This is a genomic window from Hymenobacter seoulensis, assembly GCF_054780535.1.
The window spans coordinates 1,574,942-1,594,263 of the sequence record NZ_BAAGWD010000001.1; the positions used below are offsets into that span (position 1 = coordinate 1,574,942).

At 56.5% G+C, this 19,322-nt stretch carries 16 protein-coding genes; 7 read left to right on the plus strand and 9 right to left on the minus strand.

Translation table 11 applies throughout. The features are described 5' to 3' along the window. Window positions 1-32: 32 nt before the first annotated feature. The 3 genes from ACYVHC_RS06765 to ACYVHC_RS06775 form a co-directional block, all read right to left on the minus strand. Window positions 33-959 carry a glycosyltransferase family 2 protein gene (locus ACYVHC_RS06765; protein WP_460612905.1) on the minus strand — a complete coding sequence of 309 codons (927 nt, stop codon included), beginning with the start codon at window positions 957-959 and terminating at the stop codon, window positions 33-35. Between the two features lie 105 nt (window positions 960-1,064). Next, entirely contained in the window at window positions 1,065-1,784 is a 720-nt protein-coding gene (locus ACYVHC_RS06770) for a GNAT family protein (RefSeq protein WP_460612906.1), read from the minus strand. An 83-nt stretch (window positions 1,785-1,867) separates the two neighbouring features. Continuing rightward, window positions 1,868-2,290, minus strand: coding sequence for a BrxA/BrxB family bacilliredoxin (locus tag ACYVHC_RS06775; RefSeq protein ID WP_460612907.1), 423 nt, complete (start codon window positions 2,288-2,290; stop codon window positions 1,868-1,870). Between the two features lie 182 nt (window positions 2,291-2,472). On the opposite strand from ACYVHC_RS06775, the gene ACYVHC_RS06780 reads away from it, so the two are divergent. The 3 genes from ACYVHC_RS06780 to ACYVHC_RS06790 all read left to right on the plus strand — a co-directional run bounded on the left by ACYVHC_RS06780 (window position 2,473) and on the right by ACYVHC_RS06790 (window position 6,185). Continuing rightward, the gene (locus tag ACYVHC_RS06780) at window positions 2,473-2,766 is read left to right on the plus strand and encodes a hypothetical protein (protein WP_460612908.1); all 294 of its coding nucleotides are present in this window, start codon (window positions 2,473-2,475) and stop codon (window positions 2,764-2,766) included. A gap of 219 nt (window positions 2,767-2,985) precedes the next feature. After that, on the plus strand, window positions 2,986-4,050 hold the full coding sequence (locus ACYVHC_RS06785; protein ID WP_460612909.1) for a tetratricopeptide repeat protein: 1,065 nt from the start codon (window positions 2,986-2,988) through the stop codon (window positions 4,048-4,050). A 95-nt stretch (window positions 4,051-4,145) separates the two neighbouring features. Beyond that, window positions 4,146-6,185, plus strand: a complete 2,040-nt coding sequence (locus ACYVHC_RS06790) for an OmpA family protein (protein ID WP_460612910.1) — start codon at window positions 4,146-4,148, stop codon at window positions 6,183-6,185. Window positions 6,186-6,456: 271 nt separating this feature from the next. On the opposite strand, the gene ACYVHC_RS06795 is transcribed toward ACYVHC_RS06790, so the two are convergent. Beyond that, the gene (locus tag ACYVHC_RS06795) at window positions 6,457-7,998 is read right to left on the minus strand and encodes a hypothetical protein (RefSeq protein ID WP_460612911.1); all 1,542 of its coding nucleotides are present in this window, start codon (window positions 7,996-7,998) and stop codon (window positions 6,457-6,459) included. 639 nt (window positions 7,999-8,637) lie between these two features. Between ACYVHC_RS06795 and ACYVHC_RS06800 the strand changes: the two genes are divergently transcribed. The 3 genes from ACYVHC_RS06800 to ACYVHC_RS06810 are packed head-to-tail and all read left to right on the plus strand — an operon-like array spanning window position 8,638 to window position 12,398. Next, the gene (locus ACYVHC_RS06800; RefSeq protein ID WP_460612912.1) at window positions 8,638-10,377 is read left to right on the plus strand and encodes an ABC transporter substrate-binding protein; all 1,740 of its coding nucleotides are present in this window, start codon (window positions 8,638-8,640) and stop codon (window positions 10,375-10,377) included. 33 nt (window positions 10,378-10,410) lie between these two features. Next, window positions 10,411-11,424, plus strand: coding sequence for an ABC transporter permease (locus ACYVHC_RS06805; protein WP_460612913.1), 1,014 nt, complete (start codon window positions 10,411-10,413; stop codon window positions 11,422-11,424). Beyond that, window positions 11,421-12,398 carry an ABC transporter permease gene (locus ACYVHC_RS06810; RefSeq protein WP_460612914.1) on the plus strand — a complete coding sequence of 326 codons (978 nt, stop codon included), beginning with the start codon at window positions 11,421-11,423 and terminating at the stop codon, window positions 12,396-12,398. The genes ACYVHC_RS06805 and ACYVHC_RS06810 overlap by 4 nt, the downstream gene beginning before the upstream one ends. A 591-nt stretch (window positions 12,399-12,989) precedes the next feature. On the opposite strand, the gene ACYVHC_RS06815 is transcribed toward ACYVHC_RS06810, so the two are convergent. Continuing rightward, window positions 12,990-13,907, minus strand: a complete 918-nt coding sequence (locus ACYVHC_RS06815) for an SDR family oxidoreductase (RefSeq protein WP_460612915.1) — start codon at window positions 13,905-13,907, stop codon at window positions 12,990-12,992. A gap of 66 nt (window positions 13,908-13,973) precedes the next feature. Continuing rightward, the gene (locus ACYVHC_RS06820) at window positions 13,974-14,615 is read right to left on the minus strand and encodes a peptidylprolyl isomerase (protein ID WP_460612916.1); all 642 of its coding nucleotides are present in this window, start codon (window positions 14,613-14,615) and stop codon (window positions 13,974-13,976) included. Between the two features lie 219 nt (window positions 14,616-14,834). Here ACYVHC_RS06820 and ACYVHC_RS06825 point away from each other — a divergent pair, with 219 nt between their 5' ends. Further along, window positions 14,835-15,461 (plus strand): DUF2238 domain-containing protein, encoded by a 627-nt coding sequence (locus ACYVHC_RS06825; RefSeq protein WP_460612917.1) that lies wholly within the window; start codon window positions 14,835-14,837, stop codon window positions 15,459-15,461. Between the two features lie 70 nt (window positions 15,462-15,531). Here ACYVHC_RS06825 and hemC read toward each other — a convergent pair whose 3' ends face one another. The 3 genes from hemC to ACYVHC_RS06840 form a co-directional block, all read right to left on the minus strand. Then, complete coding sequence (gene hemC / locus ACYVHC_RS06830; RefSeq protein ID WP_460612918.1) at window positions 15,532-16,473, minus strand: hydroxymethylbilane synthase; 942 nt, start codon at window positions 16,471-16,473, stop codon at window positions 15,532-15,534. Window positions 16,474-16,717: 244 nt separating this feature from the next. After that, a complete protein-coding gene (locus ACYVHC_RS06835) occupies window positions 16,718-17,854 on the minus strand; it encodes a DNA polymerase III subunit (protein ID WP_460612919.1) in 1,137 nt (378 codons plus the stop codon). A 100-nt stretch (window positions 17,855-17,954) separates the two neighbouring features. Continuing rightward, on the minus strand, window positions 17,955-19,193 hold the full coding sequence (locus tag ACYVHC_RS06840) for a GlmU family protein (RefSeq protein ID WP_460612920.1): 1,239 nt from the start codon (window positions 19,191-19,193) through the stop codon (window positions 17,955-17,957). Window positions 19,194-19,322: the final 129 nt, after the last annotated feature.

Sequence of the window (19,322 nt, forward strand, 5' to 3'; positions counted from 1 at the left end):
TGTATTACAAGCAGTTTGACCAGTTAACAGGGCTAGTCGGGCATCTGACGCTTCACGAAGTTGGGGCGCCTCGTGGTTTTGACGTTGATGCGGTGGATGTACTCGCCTAGCGTGCCCAAGCCCAGTAGAATCAGCCCAACGCCAAACCCGATGGAGATAATCAGGGAGGGAAACCCCAGCAGGAAGTCGTTGTACACCAGCTTCCGAATCAATACATACACCGAATAACTGGTCGTTATCAGGAACACGAACACGGAGGTGAACGAGAGCAGCCGGATGGGCAGGTTGGAAAACGTAGCGAAAATATTGATGGAATAGGCCACCAGCTTGCCTACCGTGTACGAGCTCTGACCGGTCGCGCGCTTATGATGCCCTACTGGCGTGCTGGCCATGTGGGTGGTCACCCAGGTGAGGTAGCCATCCAGAAACGAATAGGAGTTCCGCATCTGGAGGCAGTAGCGTGCTACCTCGGCTTTAATTAGCCGAAAGGCGGAATAGTCGGGGTGCAGATCGGGGATGCCGGCCCGCAGCAGATGGCGCATGGCCCTTGACGTGATGTTGCGAAAAAAGGAGTGCTGCAAGGTTTCGTGCTTGCCGTACACTACATCGAAGTCGCCTTCCTGCTGGCGCTGAATGAGGCGCTCAATATCGGCGGGGCTGTGCTGCAGGTCCTCGTCTAGGGTGATGATAAACCGGCCGCTTGCTTCGCTGAACCCGCACAGCAGTGCATTGTGCTGTCCAAAATTACGCGACAAATGCACGGCTTTTACTAGCCCTGGCCCTAGCTCAGACTGCAATGCCTTAATAACGGCCCAGGAGTCATCGGGTCCGCAATCGTACACAAATACGATTTCGAACGTCCGGTTAGTGCCGGTAAAAAATTCGCACAGCTGCGCGGTCAGGGGCCGTAAGGTGTCCTGGCCCTGATACACAGGCACCACTACCGAATACTCAGGCATAAAGGAATTGGATAACATCCTGCTGGGCAAAGGTGCAGTATTTCAGTCAAGAACCGCCAAGGCAGCCCAGTTACTACCCTGCCTGCGGGCTTAAAGTGCCAGGCGCTACAGCCACAAGTGGTACACGTGCTCTTCCTGCTCCAGCACAAAGCCTTCACGCGTGTACAGGCGGCAGGCTGGGTTAGTGGCCTGCGTAACTAGTTGCACGGTGCTATGCCCCCACCCCGAGGCCCGGCAGCGTGCAGCCTCAATAAAGGCGGCCCCAATTCCCCGTCCGCGTTGCGCTGCCTCCACGGCCATCAAAATCATTTCGGTGCGGTTGTTTTTCTCGCCCAATATTAAGAGGCCGGTGGCTGGCTCTGTGGGGTGCGGTTGATATACCAGCACCTCGCGGGCCAGCTCTCCGAGCAATGAGCGACGCAGCCACTCCACATACAGCCGGCCAGACACCTCAGGGGAAAACCGGGTATCGGTGCGGAACCGGGAATGCTCACCGGCCTGTACGGCCAGGGCCTGCAACTCCGGACTAAACTGGGTGGTTGGGTGAATGCCAGGCGGCAGTTGGTGGGTTTGCTCCGCTTGGAGGGGTAGCGCAATTCTGATTTTCCGATCAGCCAACACACCGCCTTCGGCCAAGAGAGCCTCACTAGTCACTAGGTCCTCGGGAGCCATAAACCAGTAGAGCAGCCGGTACCCTTGCTGCCGGGCCTGGTGCACTAGGTCCTGAACCGGCACCAACCCGTCACTACTCGCCCACCGGATTTGGCCCACCGGAAAGCCTAGGAAGTCCGTGTCCCAGGAAAGCGGTTGTATCGTGTCGTGCATAGAGCAGCAAGGTAAAACGAAAAAGCCCGTAGCATACGACTACGGGCTTTTCAGGTTACTCTCGGCACAGGGTGCCGCCAAGCTTAGCAATACTCTTCGAAAGCGCCTTGCAGGTTATTTACAATGCGCATCAAATCGTTGCCTTCAATGTGGTAGCGCTCAATCATGTGCACTAGCTCGCCATCTTTAAACAAGGCAATGCAGGGGCTGCTGGGAGGATAAGGCAGCATATGCTCGCGGGCTTTGGCTACGGCTTCGGTTTCCATACCAGCAAACACAGTTACGAGTTTGGCGGGCTTCTTATCGGAGCTGGAAACAGCCATTTTCAAAGCCGGACGGGCTTTGGCAGCCGCACAACCGCACACGGAGTTTACGGCAACCAGTACGGTGCCGCTCTGCTCTGTGAGGGCAGCATCAACTTCTTCGGGGGTCATCAGTTGCTCAAATCCGGCCTCTACGAGGTCCTGACGGATGGGAGCTACCATGTATTCGGGATACGTGGCCATAGGTGAAAGCTAGGCTTTAGGTTAAATATTCCGACGGCCTATAAGCCGGCGGCGCTGCAAAATTACACAACTGCCACCGGACCACCGCGGTTGGCGTATAGAACCTTAACTCCGAGCCGGAAGTTTGCTTTCGGACACATTTGCCCCTAAAAAGTTTACCATTCTTATCGTTTCGCTCAGGTATGATGTACGCTGACTTTCTTGCTTCCCAAACACAGCACGAGCCGCCCTCCGGCTTATCGCCGCTGCTTGTAGCCCTGTGGTACGCCGGCCGCGACGAGTGGCACCAGGCCCATAACATTGCCCAGGATAATGAGCACGACCCGCTGCACAATTGGCTCCACGCCTTTTTGCACCGCCAGGAAGGCGACACCGGCAATGCGGCCTACTGGTACCGCCGCGCAGGCCGGCCCGTGGGCCACGGCTCATTACGCCGCGAATGGGAAGACTTGGTTCGGACCCAGCTGCCTCAGTAAGCGCGCTACTATTTTACTAGGGTTCATGCTCCCGCAAGGCCTAGTCCGGCCAAGCCATCTTCAGGAGTTCAGCTGCCTAAAGCACCTAGCAAGGCCTTTACGTTATAGACTATTAAATCTTATAAAAAGACAATTTAAACATATTTAGTGTGTTGATTTGCTGCCTTTTGCGCAATTAAAATTACATTTATCCCACGCTGATAAAACCCGTGGGACGTTATGCATAAGTTACTTTTACTATCCGCTGGTCTGCTGCTAGGTGCCTCTGCTGCTCAAGCCCAGGTAGATACCGTTCGGGCTACTACGCTGCCGCCGGCCCAGCTCGCTGAGAAGCTCTACAACAGCGGCGTAGCCAAATTCAACCAGAAAAGCTACCGCGCCGCCCTCCAGGATTTCGACCGGGCCCTGGCCGCCAAGCCAGATTTCGCGAAGGCCTATTACAACCGGGCCGCGGTGCGCTATGAGTTGAAAGAGTACCAGCCAGCCGTGCAGGACTACGACCAGGCCATCAAGCTTGATCCTACTACGTTTGGATCCTACTTCGGCCGGGCCCAGGCCCGAGAAGCCCTCAAGCAGCCCGCCGAAGCCGAGCAGGACTACGGCAAAGCCGCGGAGCTGAAAACCGACTATGCGCCCAGTTGGTACTACCGCGGGGCCCTACGTTTCGAGAAAGCCGACTATCAGGCCGCTAAAGCCGATTTCGACCAGGCCATCAAAGCTGACCCCAGCTATGCCTACGCCTGGCACGACCGCGGCAGCGCGCAACGCCAACTCAAAAACCTGCCCGCCGCTATTCAGGATTACACTCAGGCCCTGAAGCTGCAGCCAGAGCTGCTGCCGGCCCTGCTGAACCGCGCCGCTACGCGCCGCCGGGCCGGCGACCTGAAAGGCGCAGTGCAGGATTACAACGACTACTTGGTGAAGAAGCAGGATAACCCGCTAGCCTACACCAACCGGGGCAGCACCCGCTTCGAGCAAGGCGATTACAAAGGCGCTGCCGATGATTTTAGCAAGGCCATTGAGCTCGATGCCAGCTATGCCTTTGCCTGGAACAACCGGGCCGCGGCGCACCTAAAGCTGGAAAACTACAAAGCAGCCGAAGCCGATGCCAGCAAGGCCATCAGCCTGAATGCCCAGTACGCGGAGGCCTACCTGAATCGGGGTCACGCCCGTGAAATGTTGCGCCTGCCCGACGGTGCTTGTCAGGATTGGCGCAAAGCCGCCGAGCTAGGCCTTGAAGTGGGCAATACCCACGCAGCCAACTCAGGTTGCGGCGCCGAATAAGCGCCAGTAGTACGGCGGGGTTTGCGCTCTTTCCTTGCCTAGTCTGAATTGATTTATCCGGGCCGGAGCTGCGCTTCACCCGATACCCTTTCCCGATGCATAAATACTTACTTGCCTTTCTGCTGCTCTCGGCAACGGCTGCCTCGGCCCAGAACGTAGAGTTCAGCAAAGATCAGTTCGGCAATAATAAAGATGGACTGAAGGCAGCCCTGAAAGAAATGAAAGCCGGCGACGAGTTCTATGAGATGGACCCGCCGCGCTATGAGCAGGCCTTGCCTCACTACCTAGAAGCCCAGAAGTTTAACGCCAATAACGCGGAGCTCAACCTCAAAATTGGGGACAGCTACCTGCACTCAGGCTTTAAACCTCGGGCGCTGGAGTACCTGCAGAAAGCCTACCAGCTTAACCCTGATGTAGACCAGCGCATTCATTACCTGCTGGGCCGCGGGCTGCACCTGAATGCCAAGTGGGATGCGGCCATTGCTGAATACAAGCGCGCTACCCCCGCCACCGGCACTAAGAACACGGCTGCTTTCACGCAAGATATCCAGCGGAAAATTCGGGAGTGTGAAAACGGCCGTAAGCTTGAAGCCAAACCCAGCCGCGTGTTTATTGATAACGCCGGCCCCGGTGTCAACTCCCCTTACCCGGAGTACGGCCCCGTTATTACGGCCGACGAATCGGTGATTCTGTTTACCTCGCGGCGGGCGGGCTCAACCGGCGACAACAAAGACCCTGAAACCGGGGGCTTCTTCGAGGACATTTACCAAAGCACCCGCAGCGGCAAAGATGAGTGGTCGGCGGCGCGCAACCTCGGCGAAACCATCAATACCGAAGGGCACGATGCCACCGTAGGCCTGGCTCCTGATGGCCAGCGTATGCTGGTGTATATGGAAGACAACGGCGGCGACCTGCACGAGGCGAACCTGCGCGGAACCGAATGGCGCAAACCCCAAAAGCTGGGCTCCCGCATCAACTCTAAATTTCACGAGTCGTCGGCGGCCTACACGCCCGACGGGCGTAGCCTGTACTTCGTCAGCGACAAGGAAGGTGGCCTGGGCAGCCGCGACATCTATAAGATTGAAATAGAAGGCCGCGGACCCGCCGTTAACCTCGGTTCAGTTATCAATACGCAGTACGGCGAGGAAGGCGTTTTCCTGCACCCCGATGGTAAAACGATGTACTTCTCCTCGGAAGGCCACAACTCCATGGGTGGCTACGACATCTTTAAGTCGGTGTTCCAGAACGGCAAGTGGAGCACGCCCGAAAACCTAGGCTGGCCCATTAACACCCCCGACGACGATGTATTCTTTGTGATTTCCGCCTCGGGCCGCCATGGCTACTACTCTTCGTTCCGGGATGATGGACTAGGTTCCAAAGACATCTACCAGATTACCTTTCTCGGACCCGAAAAGCCGCCGCTGCTCAACCAAGAAGACCAACTGCTGGCCTCACGGGTGCAGCCCGTGAAGGAAACATTGCTAGCCCCTGCCGTAGCCATAACCTCAGCACAGGTTACCATTTTAAAGGGGGTAGTAACCGAGGAAGCCAGCAAGCAGCCGCTGGAAGCCACTATTGACGTCATCGACAACTCCCTGAACCAAACCATTGCCTCGTTCCAGTCAAATGCCCAATCGGGCCGCTACCTCGTGTCGCTGCCTTCTGGGGTGAACTACGGCATTGTGGTGCGCAAAGAAGGCTACTTGTTCCATTCCGAGAACTTCGATTTGCCGGCTGGTGCTGCCTACTCTGAGGTGGTAAAGGATATTGCCCTCAAGAAGCTGGATGTAGGCGTGAAGGTGGTGCTCAACAACATCTTCTTCGACTTCGATAAAGCCACGTTGCGCAAGGAAAGTACCGGCGAGCTAGAGCGCCTCCAGAAGCTCCTCGTAGAAACGCCGGCTCTGCGCCTCGAAATTTCTGGCCATACCGATAACGTAGGCAACGCCTCCTACAACAAAGACCTTAGCCAGCGCCGCGCTAAAACCGTGGTTGACTACCTCGTAAGCAAAGGCATTGCCCAAAGCCGCCTCACGTTTGCGGGCTACGGCGATACACAGCCGGTAGCCCCCAACACTACCAAAGGTGGCCGCCAGCTTAACCGCCGCACCGAATTCAAGGTAATCGGGAAGTAAAGAAGGAAACCCACTTCTTACTCTTGGTAGCTTTAGTAAACGGTTTGACCGATACTGGCGCCTAGTAAAAGCCCCGCCCCTTGGCCATTTCAGCCAGGAGGCGGGGCTTTTACTTGGGTGGTGTCCGAAAACTTCAAAACTTTATGCTGAGCTCTGCGAAGCATATCTACCTCTGGCAAACCAACAGGCCTAGCGAAGCGGTTGAGATGCTTCGCAGGGCTCAGCATGACGTTCAAAATGATCAAAAGCACTTGTTAGACACAGCCTAGCCTCATCTTACCCGGTTCCACTCGGCTTGGTCGGCGGCCACCTGCTCAGCGGTCAACTGCCGCAGGATGCCTAGCGTGAGTTCCCAGAGGTCTTCGTAGGGAATAATTTCTATTTCGCCGAAGGCTTCGCCGGGTTGTGGGGCCGCTTTCAGGCGCTCCAGCAAGGGGGCGGCTTTTTTGATGCAGGCTTCCAGCACAAAGTTCTCCTTCACGGTCATCAGTAGCATCCGGAAAAACAGCTGACTGCGCAGTGTAGCCGGGTCGCGGAGGTGGCGCTGTTCATACTTCCGGAGGCCATCGAGGCGGGCCAGCAGTCCTTCAATTTCACGGCGCTGCAAAAAGTACAGGAACTGAATAATCAGGATAGCCACGTTGTAGCCCTGCTTGTCGCGGCTATAATCGGGCACGGTTTGTACAAACTGCGCAAAGTGGCGCATTTTCAGCGGCGACTGTTCCGGCCGCACAAACTGGATGTACGCCTCATACAGCTCCCACCGCTGCTGAGCCGCTACGCGCTGCTTGGGATAATATGGGTTCTTGCGCGCCTGCTGTAGCAGCTCAAACGCTTGCTCATACTGCTTGGCGTGGATAGCGAGCAGCAGATACGTTTCGAGGTAGTAAAACCAGTTGCCGGAAGAATAGTGAAAATCCTTGAAGTACTCTTCAGCCAGCGCTAGCCCTTTTTCCGCTTTGCGGCAGCGCAGGTGGGCATACACGCTCATGTAGTTATTAAAGCGCTTATCAAACCGCTTTTCATTAATTTTACCCAGCTTCCGAGCCTTCTCCGTTTGGGAAGTAATTTTTATAATTTCTTCATAATTACCCACCATCTCTTCCTGTGATAAACGAGTCACGTAGAGGTAGTAGAATGTATTGTAGCTCTTTACCTTTTTGTGAATTTCTTCGAGCTTGGTTAAATATTTCGGGAGCTGAGTAATCATGGATTGTCTCCATCGAACCCGATAAATAGAAAACATTTTTACCTCAAAAAACGCGTGCTCTGCTTCATCCTCCAGCACCAGTTTCTCTTGTAGCTGTTCGAGCTGCTGATTCATTAGTTTGAAGCGGGCAGGATTGCGCATCTCGGCGTAGAGGTTGCGCAAAATGCGGGTGCACATAACTGCGTACTGCGTTAGCTCAGCCTCTGTTGCTATCAGCAAGGCCTTCCGATAGAGCTTTTCTGCCAGTTTATACTCTCCCTCTCCGGTCAGGATCCGGGCTTGGTGCAAAAGGCCCAGGCAATGCTGCTCATGCCGCCGTGCTACCATGTGGCGGATATCGGTATGATCCAAAAAGTAGAGGTGGTTGAGCAGCTTTTGCTGCACCCGTGACTTTAGCTGCCGGAACGCCGTTTGGTTTTTTGCTTCCGTATTGCCATATAACGTCTTGATTAGCTTATTCTGAGTAATCCCTGGCTCCTGCTCCAGCATCCGGACCAACTGCAGGTCCTTGTTTGTGGCCTTGCGGGCCGAAAAATCCAGGAACGGTAGTACTGCTAGCCGCCTGTCTGTCACAATTTTTACTAAAGTAGCTAATTCATCCATAAGGAAATATGCGTTTTCTAGCGTTTTAGACTGTGTTTGCAATATACACCTTCTTCAACTCCATGTCACAAAATACGATTATTCTGCCTTTCTACTGAAGAATAGCTCTGGTTCCTTTGTAGTTGGGAAGCTATGCTCATTTTAGGCAAGTTATGTCACAGTAAAGGCAAAAAAGGCGACGGAGAGAGTTGGAATAAGTGCCCCTAAAAGCGGAATGAAGCCTGTATTGCGCTTCCAGATAGGCCAAGAACGCGCCTGTTTTTCTCTTGAAAAGAAGTCACATTTACTGATTTTCTTTCCTTTCCCACCGGTGTTCTGGAGTCCACCTTTGTGTCAGTCAATCGCCTGAACCACAAACCATTCTAAGCCATGTTAGAGCTGCTCCTTTTCGCCATCCTGCATCTTTCCAGCCTCACGAGCTCTTCTACCTCGACGGCTACTAAAAGTGCAAGCTCTTCCACCACCGAGACAGCCGCTGACGGTCACGGGACCAACGGCTGGGGTGAAGGCCACATCGCCGATCATGGCACCAATGGATGGGGCGAAGGACACTAGCCCTAGCAATAGTTCAGGTTATTCCGCACTTCGCGTCAAAACATGGTAACTTGCGCGGCCTAACTCCCGCACGGTTATCCGTTCATGAAGCAACTTCTTACTAGGCTGGTTTTGCTGCTGTGGGTGAGCTTGCCGGCGTGTTCGCCTCCCTCTCCCCCATCCACGTCTTCTGCTAACGTCCGGATCCGCTGGGCCCGCGACCCGGAAAACCTGGATCCGCTGGTAGTGGATAACTCCAGCGCCTTTGAAGTTGCCAATCTGCTGTATTGCAGCCTACTGAAGGGCAATGAGCAGAAGCAACGCTTTGTACCATGGCTGGCTGACTCCTTACCCCTCGTCCAACGCCTCGGCGACTCGCTACTGCTGGTGACCTACCAGTTGCGGGCACAAGCCACCTGGGATAATGGCACCCCAGTGCTGGCCCGCGACGTAGCCGTTACCCTGAAGGCCATGAACTGCCCAGGGCTGCCGATTGAAATGGCGCAGGCCACATATGGCTTCATCCGGGACATACAGTTGGATGCCCGCGACCCCAAACGCTTTACCTTGGTTTGCGTGGGCCAGTCCGATGACCGGCTGCGCAGCTCCGGCGACTTTTCTATTCTTCCAGAATACATTCTGGACCCCAAAGGCACCTTGCGTGGTGTAGCGCTGCCTAGCCTCCGCCAAGGAAATCCGGCGGCTGTAGTGCAGGCTTTTGCCGCGCGTTATAGGGTACTTGAGCTGGCCCGGCATCCGGAGCGCCTGCCTGGTTGCGGCCCCTATCAGCTGAAAGCATGGCAGAGCGGGCGCTACCTCACCCTACAGCGCAAACCCTCCTGGTGGGCCGATTCCCTGCCAGCACCGCCGCCCGAGCTCAGGGCCTTTCCAACCCAAATCACCTATCAGGTTATTCCGGATGCAGCTACAGCAACGCTAGCGTTGCGCCGCGGCGAAATAGACCTATACTCCATGGTACCGGCCCGGGAATTCGCTCGTATGCAGCAATCGGCCACTGACCGCGCCCGGCTGCGGTTTTCTACCGCCGATTCGTATGAATTCGTAACGGCCAATTTTAACGTGCGTCGTTCCGTTCTTCGGAATCCGCTGACGCGCCAGGCCCTCACGCATCTATTTAACGTGCCGGCCCTGATTCAGGCCACGCAACAAGGCACTGCCTACCCAAGTGCCGGCCTCATTAGCCCGCGCATCAAGGCGTACTACAACGACAGTTTGCCCTTACCTGATTTCAACCCGAAAAAAGCGGCGGACTTGTTGCGCCAGGCAGGTTGGCGCCGACAGGTTGATGGTGTTTGGCAGGGTAGCAATGCGGCCGGCAAACCAGAGCGTTTGCAGTTGGCTGTTAGCTACCGCGCCGCCGACGCGGGCTTTGAAACCATAGCGCTTCAGTTTAGGGCCGCAGCCGCAACACTAGGTATTCCGGTAGAGTTAAGGCCTACGGAGCAGTCGGTGCTGAGCCGGCAAGCCCGGGCCGGCGAAACGGATATGCAGATCCTGAACCTGGCGGGCAATCCGTTCTCCTACGATTTTACACCTCTGCTGCACTCCAAGGGCATTGGTGCGGGCAACTCCACAGGATTTTCCAATGCTACCAATGACCGTCTGATTGACGCCATTGTGGCAACTGATGATGCCACTCAAAAGGTGCGGCTTTTGCGCAAGTTTCAGCGGCTGATGGCCATAGAGCGGCCTTTCACGGTGCTTTACTTTCTGCAATACCGAGTAGCAGCGGCGCAGGCCCTCGGCACTGTTCCGGTGTCAGGCCTTAAGCCAGGGTATGAAGTGACTTTGATTCAGCCACTGAAAGGCGCCACCGCCCGCTAGCACCACATGAGGGCACAAGCGGCAGGACGCTATTTGGGAAGAACGCTACTGGCGGCCTGGCTGATTTTGTCGTGCTTATTCCTGCTGAGCCGTGCCGTAACTGACCGGGCCAGCTACGTGCAAAGCCTCCGAGAGACGGATGCCCGCATTGGGCGAATTGAGCAGGAACTCCTGGTTCAGCAACTGCAGCAGCGCGCGGGCCTAGATAACCCCTTGTTCTATATCACGCTGGAACCCAAAACAGGCTGGCAGTGGCACGGGCCCCATAACCAATACCACCACTGGGCGGGCCAACTATTCCGCGGCGACCTAGGTACCTCCTTCCGAACCGATACCCCGGTGGCCGGATTGCTGTCGGAAGCACTGCGCTACACGCTGCCACTTACCGTGCTGGCAGCCTTGCTGAGTACTGGCCTGGCCCTAGTCTTGGGTACGTTTATGAGCCTACATCTGCGCTGGCGGCCGTTGGTTTTGGGAGCGGTACAGGTGCTGCAGGGGTTTCCGTTGTTTTTAGTAGCGGTGGCACTGCTGTTGCTGCTGGCTAATCCCGATGCACTGGCTTGGTTTCCGGCGTTTGGGTTGGGGCCTGATGATACCCTAGCCAGTTGGTGGGAGCAACCGGGGCGCCTTCTCTACTATCTGGCGCTTCCTATCCTCAGTTTGGTACTAGTAAGTGTGCCGGGCTTGGTAGTTCAGCTGGATGGCGCCTTGCAGCAGGAGCTAACACGCCTGTACGTAGCTACGGCGCGCGCCAAAGGTGCCTCCCGGCGGAGAGTTATCTGGCACCATGCCCTGCGCAATGCCCTGCTTCCCACCATCACGCTGCTCACGGAGCTGCTTCCGAATTTGGTGGCGGGCTCGGTGGTGGTGGAGGTTTTGTTTGCGTTGCCTGGCATGGGTCGCTTGCTAGCCGATGCCGCTGCCACTCACGACTATCCGGTACTGCTGGGTGGGGTGGTATTAGTGGTTATCACCCGTCTGCTGGCCCAGGTGCTAGCCGATGTGCTCTATCAGGTTGCCGATCCGCGCATTAAGCTGGCCTCATGAAGCAGGTGCAGCAACGGTGGCGATGGACACAACTACTGGCTTTGGGCTGGCTGAGCGCAGTAGGAGTTGCGGCGTTGCTAGCCCCTAGCGCCCTGGTAACCCCCGATTTACTGCATACTAGTCAGCCACCGTTTCAGGCGTCGTATTGGTTTGGCACTGATCCGCAGGGTCAGGATGTGGGGCGCGCTTTACTGCAGGGTGCTCGCACTATCTTCCTGGTCAGTTTTCCGGCCACCGTTCTCACGTTACTGCTTGGCTCTGTGCTGGGCAGCGCCGCGGGTTTCTGGGATAATTCGCGCTATCGGTTTGCAGCTGGCGCGGGGGTAGCAGCGGCTGTGCTCGGTGGTGGCTGCTTGGTTTTTGCGGCGCAACTGCTTCGGTCGCCGGGCGTTGTTCTTAGCCTACTGCTGCTGGGAAGTGCGGCCGTCGGATGGGTGCTCCGGCGCACCCGCTGGGGGCAGCAGCGGTGGGCCTTGCCTATCGATGCGCTGGTTTCCGGCCTGCTTGCGTTGCTGGACTCCATTCCGTTACTGATTCTGGTGCTGGTGGTGGCTTCTGTGCAGCGGCCTTCGGCGGGCGGCTTGGTGCTACTGATGGCCCTCACCTGCTGGACTACTCCCGCCCGAATTATGCGGGCGGCTACGCTCCAAGCCCGGGAGCAAGTGTACGTGGAGGCCGCTCGGGCCATTGGTCTCACCGATTTTCAGCTACTGCGGCGCCATATCTGGCCAGCTACCTGGCACGTGCAGCTTGTTCGGTTTCCGCTCACTATGGCCTTTCTTATCGGCCTTGAAACTACCCTCTCGTTTCTGGGGGTTGGACTGCCTACGGACATGCCAAGCTGGGGCCGGCTGCTGGCTGCCATCCGGCTTGATCCGGCGGCGTGGTGGCTGGTGGCCTGGCCCGGCAGCGCATTGGCCCTTACCATTCTGAGCTTACATAGCCTGGGAGGGCCAAAAAGGAGCCGTACATAAGCACTGCACTATGTCACAAAACGAGCCTTTTTATACCAAATTTATAAACAAACAAGGACCATTCCACGGCTGCTAAGCCTTTACCGATCAGCTAGTGCAGCTTGTTTATATCACTAGTCGGTTCATGCCTTCGTTCGTTAAGCACTATTTTAGATAGGCAATCTACAAGTCACGATTTCGGAAGAAGTGTCCTTTACAGGGCTATTCTTACGCCTTAATATTGTTATGTGGAACGGCTACAACGGTAGCGCCACCTGCTTTGCAGACTTTTACCTAGCGATTTTAGGAACCGAAACAGAGGCACTTCTCTGCGCGGGCTCTCATCATCCGAGGTCACGACTACCTGACAGTGGTAGCGTCACAAGTTTGTAGAAAGTGTGTACGTATTTGAATTAAGTAGGAAATGGAGGCGACTGCTCGCCATAAGTTTCGCTACTATAAGTTGTTGCAATAGGTGTGTGAAAACCCCGCAGACATTGTCTGTGGGTTTTTTGCGTTTTAGGGCCTTTGGTCGGTTTGCTGCTCCTCTAGGCCTAGTGCAAACTCACCTCACCCGATGGCGCTACCTGAGCCGGTGGCGGCAACTAACTGTTACGACATAGCCTCCGTTTGGCGCGCGAGCAGTGCAATACCGTCCTGAAAGCTGCGGGGCCGGTACCCCAGGTCCTGCTCGGCTTTGCTGATAATGAATCCGGTGCGGGCAGGGCGCTTGGCGGGTTGGGAGAACGTGCTGGCATCTACCCGCTCAAGTAAGGTGGCATCCAGCTGAAAGTGCGCGGCTACTTGCAGAGCCATTTGGTAGGGCGTGAGCTGCTCACGCCCACTGATATGGTAAATGCCGGTGGCATTGTGCATGGCCGCCAGCCAGCACCCTAGGGCCAGGTCTTCGGCCAGCGTTGGGGTCCGAAACTGGTCGTCGACTACCTTGATGTGCTTGCCGGCCCGCAACGAGTCACGCACCCACACTACAATATTGGTGCGCCCGTACTCGTGCGCGGTGCCATACACAAGTACAGTCCGCAAAATAGCCCAGGGCGTGCTGCTAGCTTGCACTACGCGCTCAGCCGCCAGCTTGCTTTGCCCATAAAAATTGATGGGCCCCGGCACGGCTTCCTCCGTCAGGGGACCCTCTTCGCCGCTGAAAATAAAATCAGTACTGACGTGGAGCAGATGGATGCGCTGCTGCTCGCAGGCGCTTACTAGGTACTCTACGGCCGTTACGTTCTGGAGCCAGCACGCCTCCTGGTTCAGCTCACACTCGTCGACGTTCGTCATAGCGGCGGTATGGAGCAGATGGGTGGGCTTTTCCTGCGCTAGCACCTGCCGCACCTGCGCCTGATCCGTGACATCCAGCGGTACAAAACGCACCTGCGGATACTTTGCGGCCAGCTTATTTGCTCCCCGGGAGGTAGCAACCAGCTCCACATGGGGCTGCTGCTGTAGTAGTTCCACTAATTTTTGCCCCAGTAGTCCGTTTGAGCCCGTAACCAGAATTTTCATGCGCTTCATATCGTGCTATTCTCCGGTTACTACCCTTGCCAATGGCTGCAACCTCGCATTGCTTAGGCAAATGGGCTAGTACTGGTAGCCGTATAGCTCCGTGATTTTCTTCTTTTTCAGCTTCTCTACTTTCACCGTCATCTTGATGTCGGTTACGGGGCGGTTACGCTCGGCGGTGGGCTGCTGCGCAATTTTATCTACTACATCCTGTCCGCTGATAACCTGCCCGAACACGGTGTACTGGCCATCGAGGTGGGGCGTACCCTGCGGATTCTGCACGATGTAAAACTGCGAGGCGCTGCTCTGGCGCTGCGGGTTCACGAAATCACCGGAGCGAGCCGCAGCCACGGCGCCACGCTTGTGCGTGAACTCCGGCCGAATCTCGGCCGGAATCAGCTTTTCATCCGGCGCGCCGGCCCCATCATTATCGGGGTCTGAGTCTTTGGAATTAGGGTCGCCGCCTTGCACCATAAACCCCGGAATAACGCGGTGAAACGTGGTACCCGTGTAGAAACCGCTTTGCGCTAACTTCAAAAAGTTGGCTTTGTGCAGCGGCGTTTGGTCAAACAGAATAAGGCGAATATCGCCCTGAGGGGTGCTGATAGTCACTACTTCGTCCTTTTTGGTTTTCCGCGGGCCTTTGGCCGCCTGCACCACCGGGACGCCAATGCTCAGCAGTAAACCAACTAAAAGAGTGTAGCGCAGTACAGATTTCATAGCAAAAGAGAAGGGAACGGAAAGTTACAAAGGTAAAAATACAGGGTTTCTGCGTGGGTTCCTGACTAGGTAAAGGCAGAAAACAAGAAGGCAACCCCTAGCCCCGCTTACACACGCAACCGCGGATGAACCCGGAAGCAAAAATATGACCTGAAACACAGCCAAAACCTCAGCGGGCCGTATGGGCAGCCAATCTCGTCTTTACTTTTTTTGCTCTCCATGAACAACACCGCTACTCCCCTCCCCTCGCACTGGTTTCCGAAGCTCCTTTTAGTCATCTACCTCATCGAGTTTGTTGTCCTCGGAATCAGCCCGGCCGAACGAGGCACCTGGTGGGCCGAAAACATTCCAATTCTGCTGATTGTGGGCTTCCTGACAGTGCTATACGTGCGCGGCATGCGGTTTTCAAACCTAGCCTACGCCCTCATGAGCGTGCTCATTTTCATGCACACGGTGGGCGGCCATTACACCTTCGAGAAAGTGCCGTTCGATTGGTTTAACAACCTGTTTGGCTTTAAGCGCAACATGTACGACCGGGTGGCGCATTTTTCAGTGGGCTTTTACGCGTATGCCCTCATCGAATACACCGATCAGCGCGACCTGATTCGCAGCCGCTTCATCAGCTACCTGTTTCCGCTCTGCGTTATCGGGACGGTAGCCATGAGCTATGAGCTGATTGAGTGGGTGTACGCCGAGGTAGCGGGCGGCAGCGCCGGCGCCGCGTTCCTGGGCAGCCAAGGCGACATCTGGGATGCGCAAAAAGACATGCTGGCCGATACCAGCGGGGCACTATTTGCGCTGGCGCTGTATGCCTTGTTTGGCCGAGGCAAAAAACAGTTCGCGTAGCCAGTTATTGTAAGACAAAAGGCCGTCCCGATAACGGGACGGCCTTTTTTACTTTTGTGGTAATGGGGCGCTAGGCCTCATCCCGCACCCGACGGATGTCGGCCAGGATGCGGCTGCCACCCCGGCCCAGCACGGTTTCGGCCACTTGGATGCCTAGTGAATCGGCGGCCGTTGTAGGTGCTACCTGTATTTCTTCAAGGAACTGCTGCCCATCGAGGCTGATGAGGCCGCCGTGCAGCTGTACCGTTTCCCCGTCGGCGGCTAACGTAGCCAAAGCAAAGGAAGGAATGCTGCAGCCGCCTTCCATGGTGCGCAGAAACGCCCGCTCCGCCGCTAGGCACACGTGCGTGGCCGGGTGGTCGAGGATGCGGCGCAACTCGGTTTTCAGCGCGGGCTCCAGATTGCGGGCGCACTCAATGGCTACGCTGCCTTGGCCCGTAGCGGGCACATACTGCGTTTCGGGCAGCACAAACCGAATCAGGCTGTCATATTCCATGCGGTGTACCCCGGCATACGCCAGCACCAACCCATGATACTGGCCTTCTTCCAGCTTGCGCAGGCGGGTTTGGAGGTTGCCGCGGGCCTCGGCAGTAGTAGCGTGGGGCAGAAAGCGCTTCAGCATGGCCTTGCGCCGGGTGCTGCTGGTGCCCAGCACCAGGTCGGGGCGCTGCAAATCCAGGTTCGGATCGAAACTCACGATAACGTCGTTCACCTGCTCGCGCTCCATGAACGCCAGCAGCTCCAAGTCAGTAGGGATGCTACTTTGCACGTCTTTGGCGCTGTGCACCGCAATATCTACATGGCCAGTGCGCAGGCCTTCTTCCAGCTCCTCCGTGAACACGCCTTTGGCCCCAATTTTATCCAGGGAGCGGTCCAGCACTACGTCGCCTTTGGTGGTGATAATGACGATTTCCGGCGTGAGGCCGGCCGCGCTGAGCTTATCGGCTACATGATGGGCTTGCCACAAAGCCAGCTTGCTCCCGCGGGTACCTATGCGAATGGACGTTTTCAAGTCGAAATCAACTAGTGATGATGTGAGAGCCAATTCCTTTCTTTGCCTTCGCTGACAGTTTACGGCCAGCGCAGACCTAGTAAGTAAGCCGCGGGAAGCAGCCACTTACTGAAAGTAGCAACATCCTGCAAAGATACGCGCCTGGCTTTCCGGCAACCTGCTATAGCTACTTTAGCACCAGCTATAGCAATTTAGCAATGCCAGTTTTACCCCTTTTCAGGCTCCTGATGCATTTTTTCTGCCATCAGGCAGCCCGCAGCAGCTCGGCCAGCCGCAACGACATATCCACGAATACCATGCGCGGATTGGCATTGCGCTCCACGTGGTAGTGCGCCTCATTGATTTCCTGGGCCATCGGCTCGGCGTTGCGGGGCGTTACAAAGCGGCTGAACCCTTGAATGAATTGCTGCTCCTGAGCGGGCAAGTGCGGTACTAGCTTCGGGTCGAGGCCAAACAGCAGCACCTTGCGCAGCGTGGCCAGGGCATATTGCAGAAACTCTTTCTGGTTTTCGCGTCCTAGCTTCTGAAATTCATCTGACTTCTCCAGTACATCGGCCACCTTGTTGGCGTAGCAGGTGCGCATCCATTTGGCAAACAGCTCGAAGTAGTCATAGTCAGCAGCGGTAGTTCCTTGAGCTGCCAGCGCCGCGCCAATGTTGCCTTGCGTAAGTTGGGCCAGCTGGCGGGCTTTGGCTTCGGGTATTTGCTGCGTTTGGGTTAGCCAGGCCGTCAGCTCCTCCTCGGGCAGGGCGCGCACCACCACAGGCTGCACCCGGCTAGTAATGGTAGGCAGCAATTGCTCGGGCGCGTGGCTTACCAGCAGGAACACCGTGGCGGGTGGTGGCTCTTCCAGCAACTTCAGCACGGCGTTGGCCGCGGAAGGGTGCATCAGCTCCGGGAGCCAGATAATTACTAGCTTAAACTGAGCCTCAAACGCTTTCAACGACACCAGCTTCAGCAGCTGCAGGCTTTCATCCTTGGAAATGCTGCCCTGCTTGTTTTCGGCCCCAATGTGCTGCATCCAGTCGTTGAGGCCCTGGTACGGGTTGCCCAACACGAAGGCGCGCCAGTCGGCCGCAAACTTGCTGCTCACAGCATCCTTGCTCACGGTTTTGGTGGTCGTGACGGGCAGGATGAAGTTCAGGTCGGGGTGAATGAGCTTGTCGATTTTCTGACAGCTCGGGCAGGCGCCACACGAGTCATAGGCTTCCGAAGTGCGGTTTTCGCAGTTTAGGAAGGTAGCGTACGCCAGGGCCAGGGCCAAGGCAGCCGAGCCCTCAGCACCCCGAAACAGCTGCGCATGCGCTACGTGGTTGCGGTGCACACTCCCAATAAGAAGTTGCTTGACCTGCTGCTGACCCGGAATTTCAGAAAAACGCATGTGTGTTCAGTTGCCAGTAGTGAGTTGCCGGTGGTTTAGCGAAGCGGCCGTTGCCTTTTGTTACTAGGCCGGATACTCCGCCAAACCCTCTTGTGGTCGTTTATAGCTCCACGTTGGCTTGCGGCGCGGCGGGCGCAGCCCGTTCCCACACCCGGTCTTTGGCCGTGGCATCGTACACGTGGCGCATGATGGCCTGCTCCGTTTCGTCGTAGGCCAGCTGGCGGCGGGCCATTACGCGGTCAGCCACTTCGTTTACTTTCGGCAGCTTGAAGGTCTCGAAGCCGGCGGCCCCGCCCCAACTGAAGCTCGGGATAAATGTGCGCGGAAAGCCGGCTCCGAAGATGTTGGCCCCCACGCCTACCACCGTGCCGGTGTTAAACATAGTGTTGATGCCGCACTTGCTATGGTCGCCCATCATCAGGCCACAAAACTGCTGGCCCGTATTCACGAAGCGGCCCGCCGAATGGCTCCAGATTTTTACGGGAGCGTAATTGTTTTTCAGGTTCGAGGTATTGGTGTCGGCCCCTAGGTTGCACCACTCGCCAATCACGGAGTTGCCAAGGTAGCCGTCGTGGCCCTTGTTGCTGTAACCGAGCAAAATGCTGTTGCCGACCTCGCCGCCCACCTTGGAATAAGGCCCCACGGTGTTGTCGCCGCGCATTTTAGCGCCGGCATTGATGTGGCTACCCTCACAGAGCGCTAACGGCCCACTGATGATGGCACCTTCGTGCACCTGCGAGTTTTTGCCTAGGTAAATAGGCCCATTCTCAGCGTTCAGAATAGCGGCCCGAATCTTCACGCCAGGCTCGATAAACACGTTTTCCGGCGCGTATACAATCGTGTGCGCATCGCCAATGGGCGCCGACTCACGGCCTTTGGTCAGCAGGTCAAAGTCGCGGCGGATTTCCGCGCCGTTGCGCAGAAACAGGTGCCACACCTCCCGAATCACCGTCACGGGCTCGGCCACGTCGCGGTTTTTCTGGAAGCCGTCCTGAATCAACTCTGCTACCTGCGCTGCATCAGCCAAGTGCGCGGCCACCAGCATTTCTTCATCAAAAAGGGCCTCACCGGGCTGCAAGGCCTTCACTTGTTGGGCCAGCAGTTCATCGGGACACACGGCGCCGTTGATAACTACGGCCGGGCCCTGCGTGTCGCCGGCCGGGAATTTGGCCTGCAGATAGTCCTGGGTAAGGTACCCTACCCGCTCAGCTTGCAGGCGGTGCTGCCATTTCTCGGCCAGCGTCAGGATGCCGCAGCGCAGGGCTGCCACGGGGCGCGTGAAGGTAAAAGGCAGCAAATGGGGGCGAATGGCCGGGTCGTCGAAAAGCAGGATATGCATAGGAAGAGCGCTTTGCTGGTGGCGGCTGGCTGGTAGCCGGGGCCTAATGATGAATCAGTACCTAGGAAAGTACGGGCAAAAATGCCGCTGCAAAATTGGCAAATAAAAACTCCCTTCGAGTACATCGAA

Excerpts from the sequence above, each read along its gene's own strand:
- ACYVHC_RS06765 (WP_460612905.1), bottom strand. The coding sequence starts at position 959 with ATGCCTGAGTATTCGGTAGTGGTGCCTGTGTATCAGGGCCAGGACACC.
- ACYVHC_RS06770 (WP_460612906.1), bottom strand. The coding sequence starts at position 1,784 with ATGCACGACACGATACAACCGCTTTCCTGGGACACGGACTTCCTAGGC.
- ACYVHC_RS06775 (WP_460612907.1), bottom strand. The coding sequence starts at position 2,290 with ATGGCCACGTATCCCGAATACATGGTAGCTCCCATCCGTCAGGACCTC.
- ACYVHC_RS06780 (WP_460612908.1), top strand. The coding sequence starts at position 2,473 with ATGATGTACGCTGACTTTCTTGCTTCCCAAACACAGCACGAGCCGCCC.
- ACYVHC_RS06785 (WP_460612909.1), top strand. The coding sequence starts at position 2,986 with ATGCATAAGTTACTTTTACTATCCGCTGGTCTGCTGCTAGGTGCCTCT.
- ACYVHC_RS06790 (WP_460612910.1), top strand. The coding sequence starts at position 4,146 with ATGCATAAATACTTACTTGCCTTTCTGCTGCTCTCGGCAACGGCTGCC.
- ACYVHC_RS06795 (WP_460612911.1), bottom strand. The coding sequence starts at position 7,998 with ATGGATGAATTAGCTACTTTAGTAAAAATTGTGACAGACAGGCGGCTA.
- ACYVHC_RS06800 (WP_460612912.1), top strand. The coding sequence starts at position 8,638 with ATGAAGCAACTTCTTACTAGGCTGGTTTTGCTGCTGTGGGTGAGCTTG.
- ACYVHC_RS06810 (WP_460612914.1), top strand. The coding sequence starts at position 11,421 with ATGAAGCAGGTGCAGCAACGGTGGCGATGGACACAACTACTGGCTTTG.
- ACYVHC_RS06815 (WP_460612915.1), bottom strand. The coding sequence starts at position 13,907 with ATGAAGCGCATGAAAATTCTGGTTACGGGCTCAAACGGACTACTGGGG.
- ACYVHC_RS06820 (WP_460612916.1), bottom strand. The coding sequence starts at position 14,615 with ATGAAATCTGTACTGCGCTACACTCTTTTAGTTGGTTTACTGCTGAGC.
- ACYVHC_RS06825 (WP_460612917.1), top strand. The coding sequence starts at position 14,835 with ATGAACAACACCGCTACTCCCCTCCCCTCGCACTGGTTTCCGAAGCTC.
- ACYVHC_RS06835 (WP_460612919.1), bottom strand. The coding sequence starts at position 17,854 with ATGCGTTTTTCTGAAATTCCGGGTCAGCAGCAGGTCAAGCAACTTCTT.
- ACYVHC_RS06840 (WP_460612920.1), bottom strand. The coding sequence starts at position 19,193 with ATGCATATCCTGCTTTTCGACGACCCGGCCATTCGCCCCCATTTGCTG.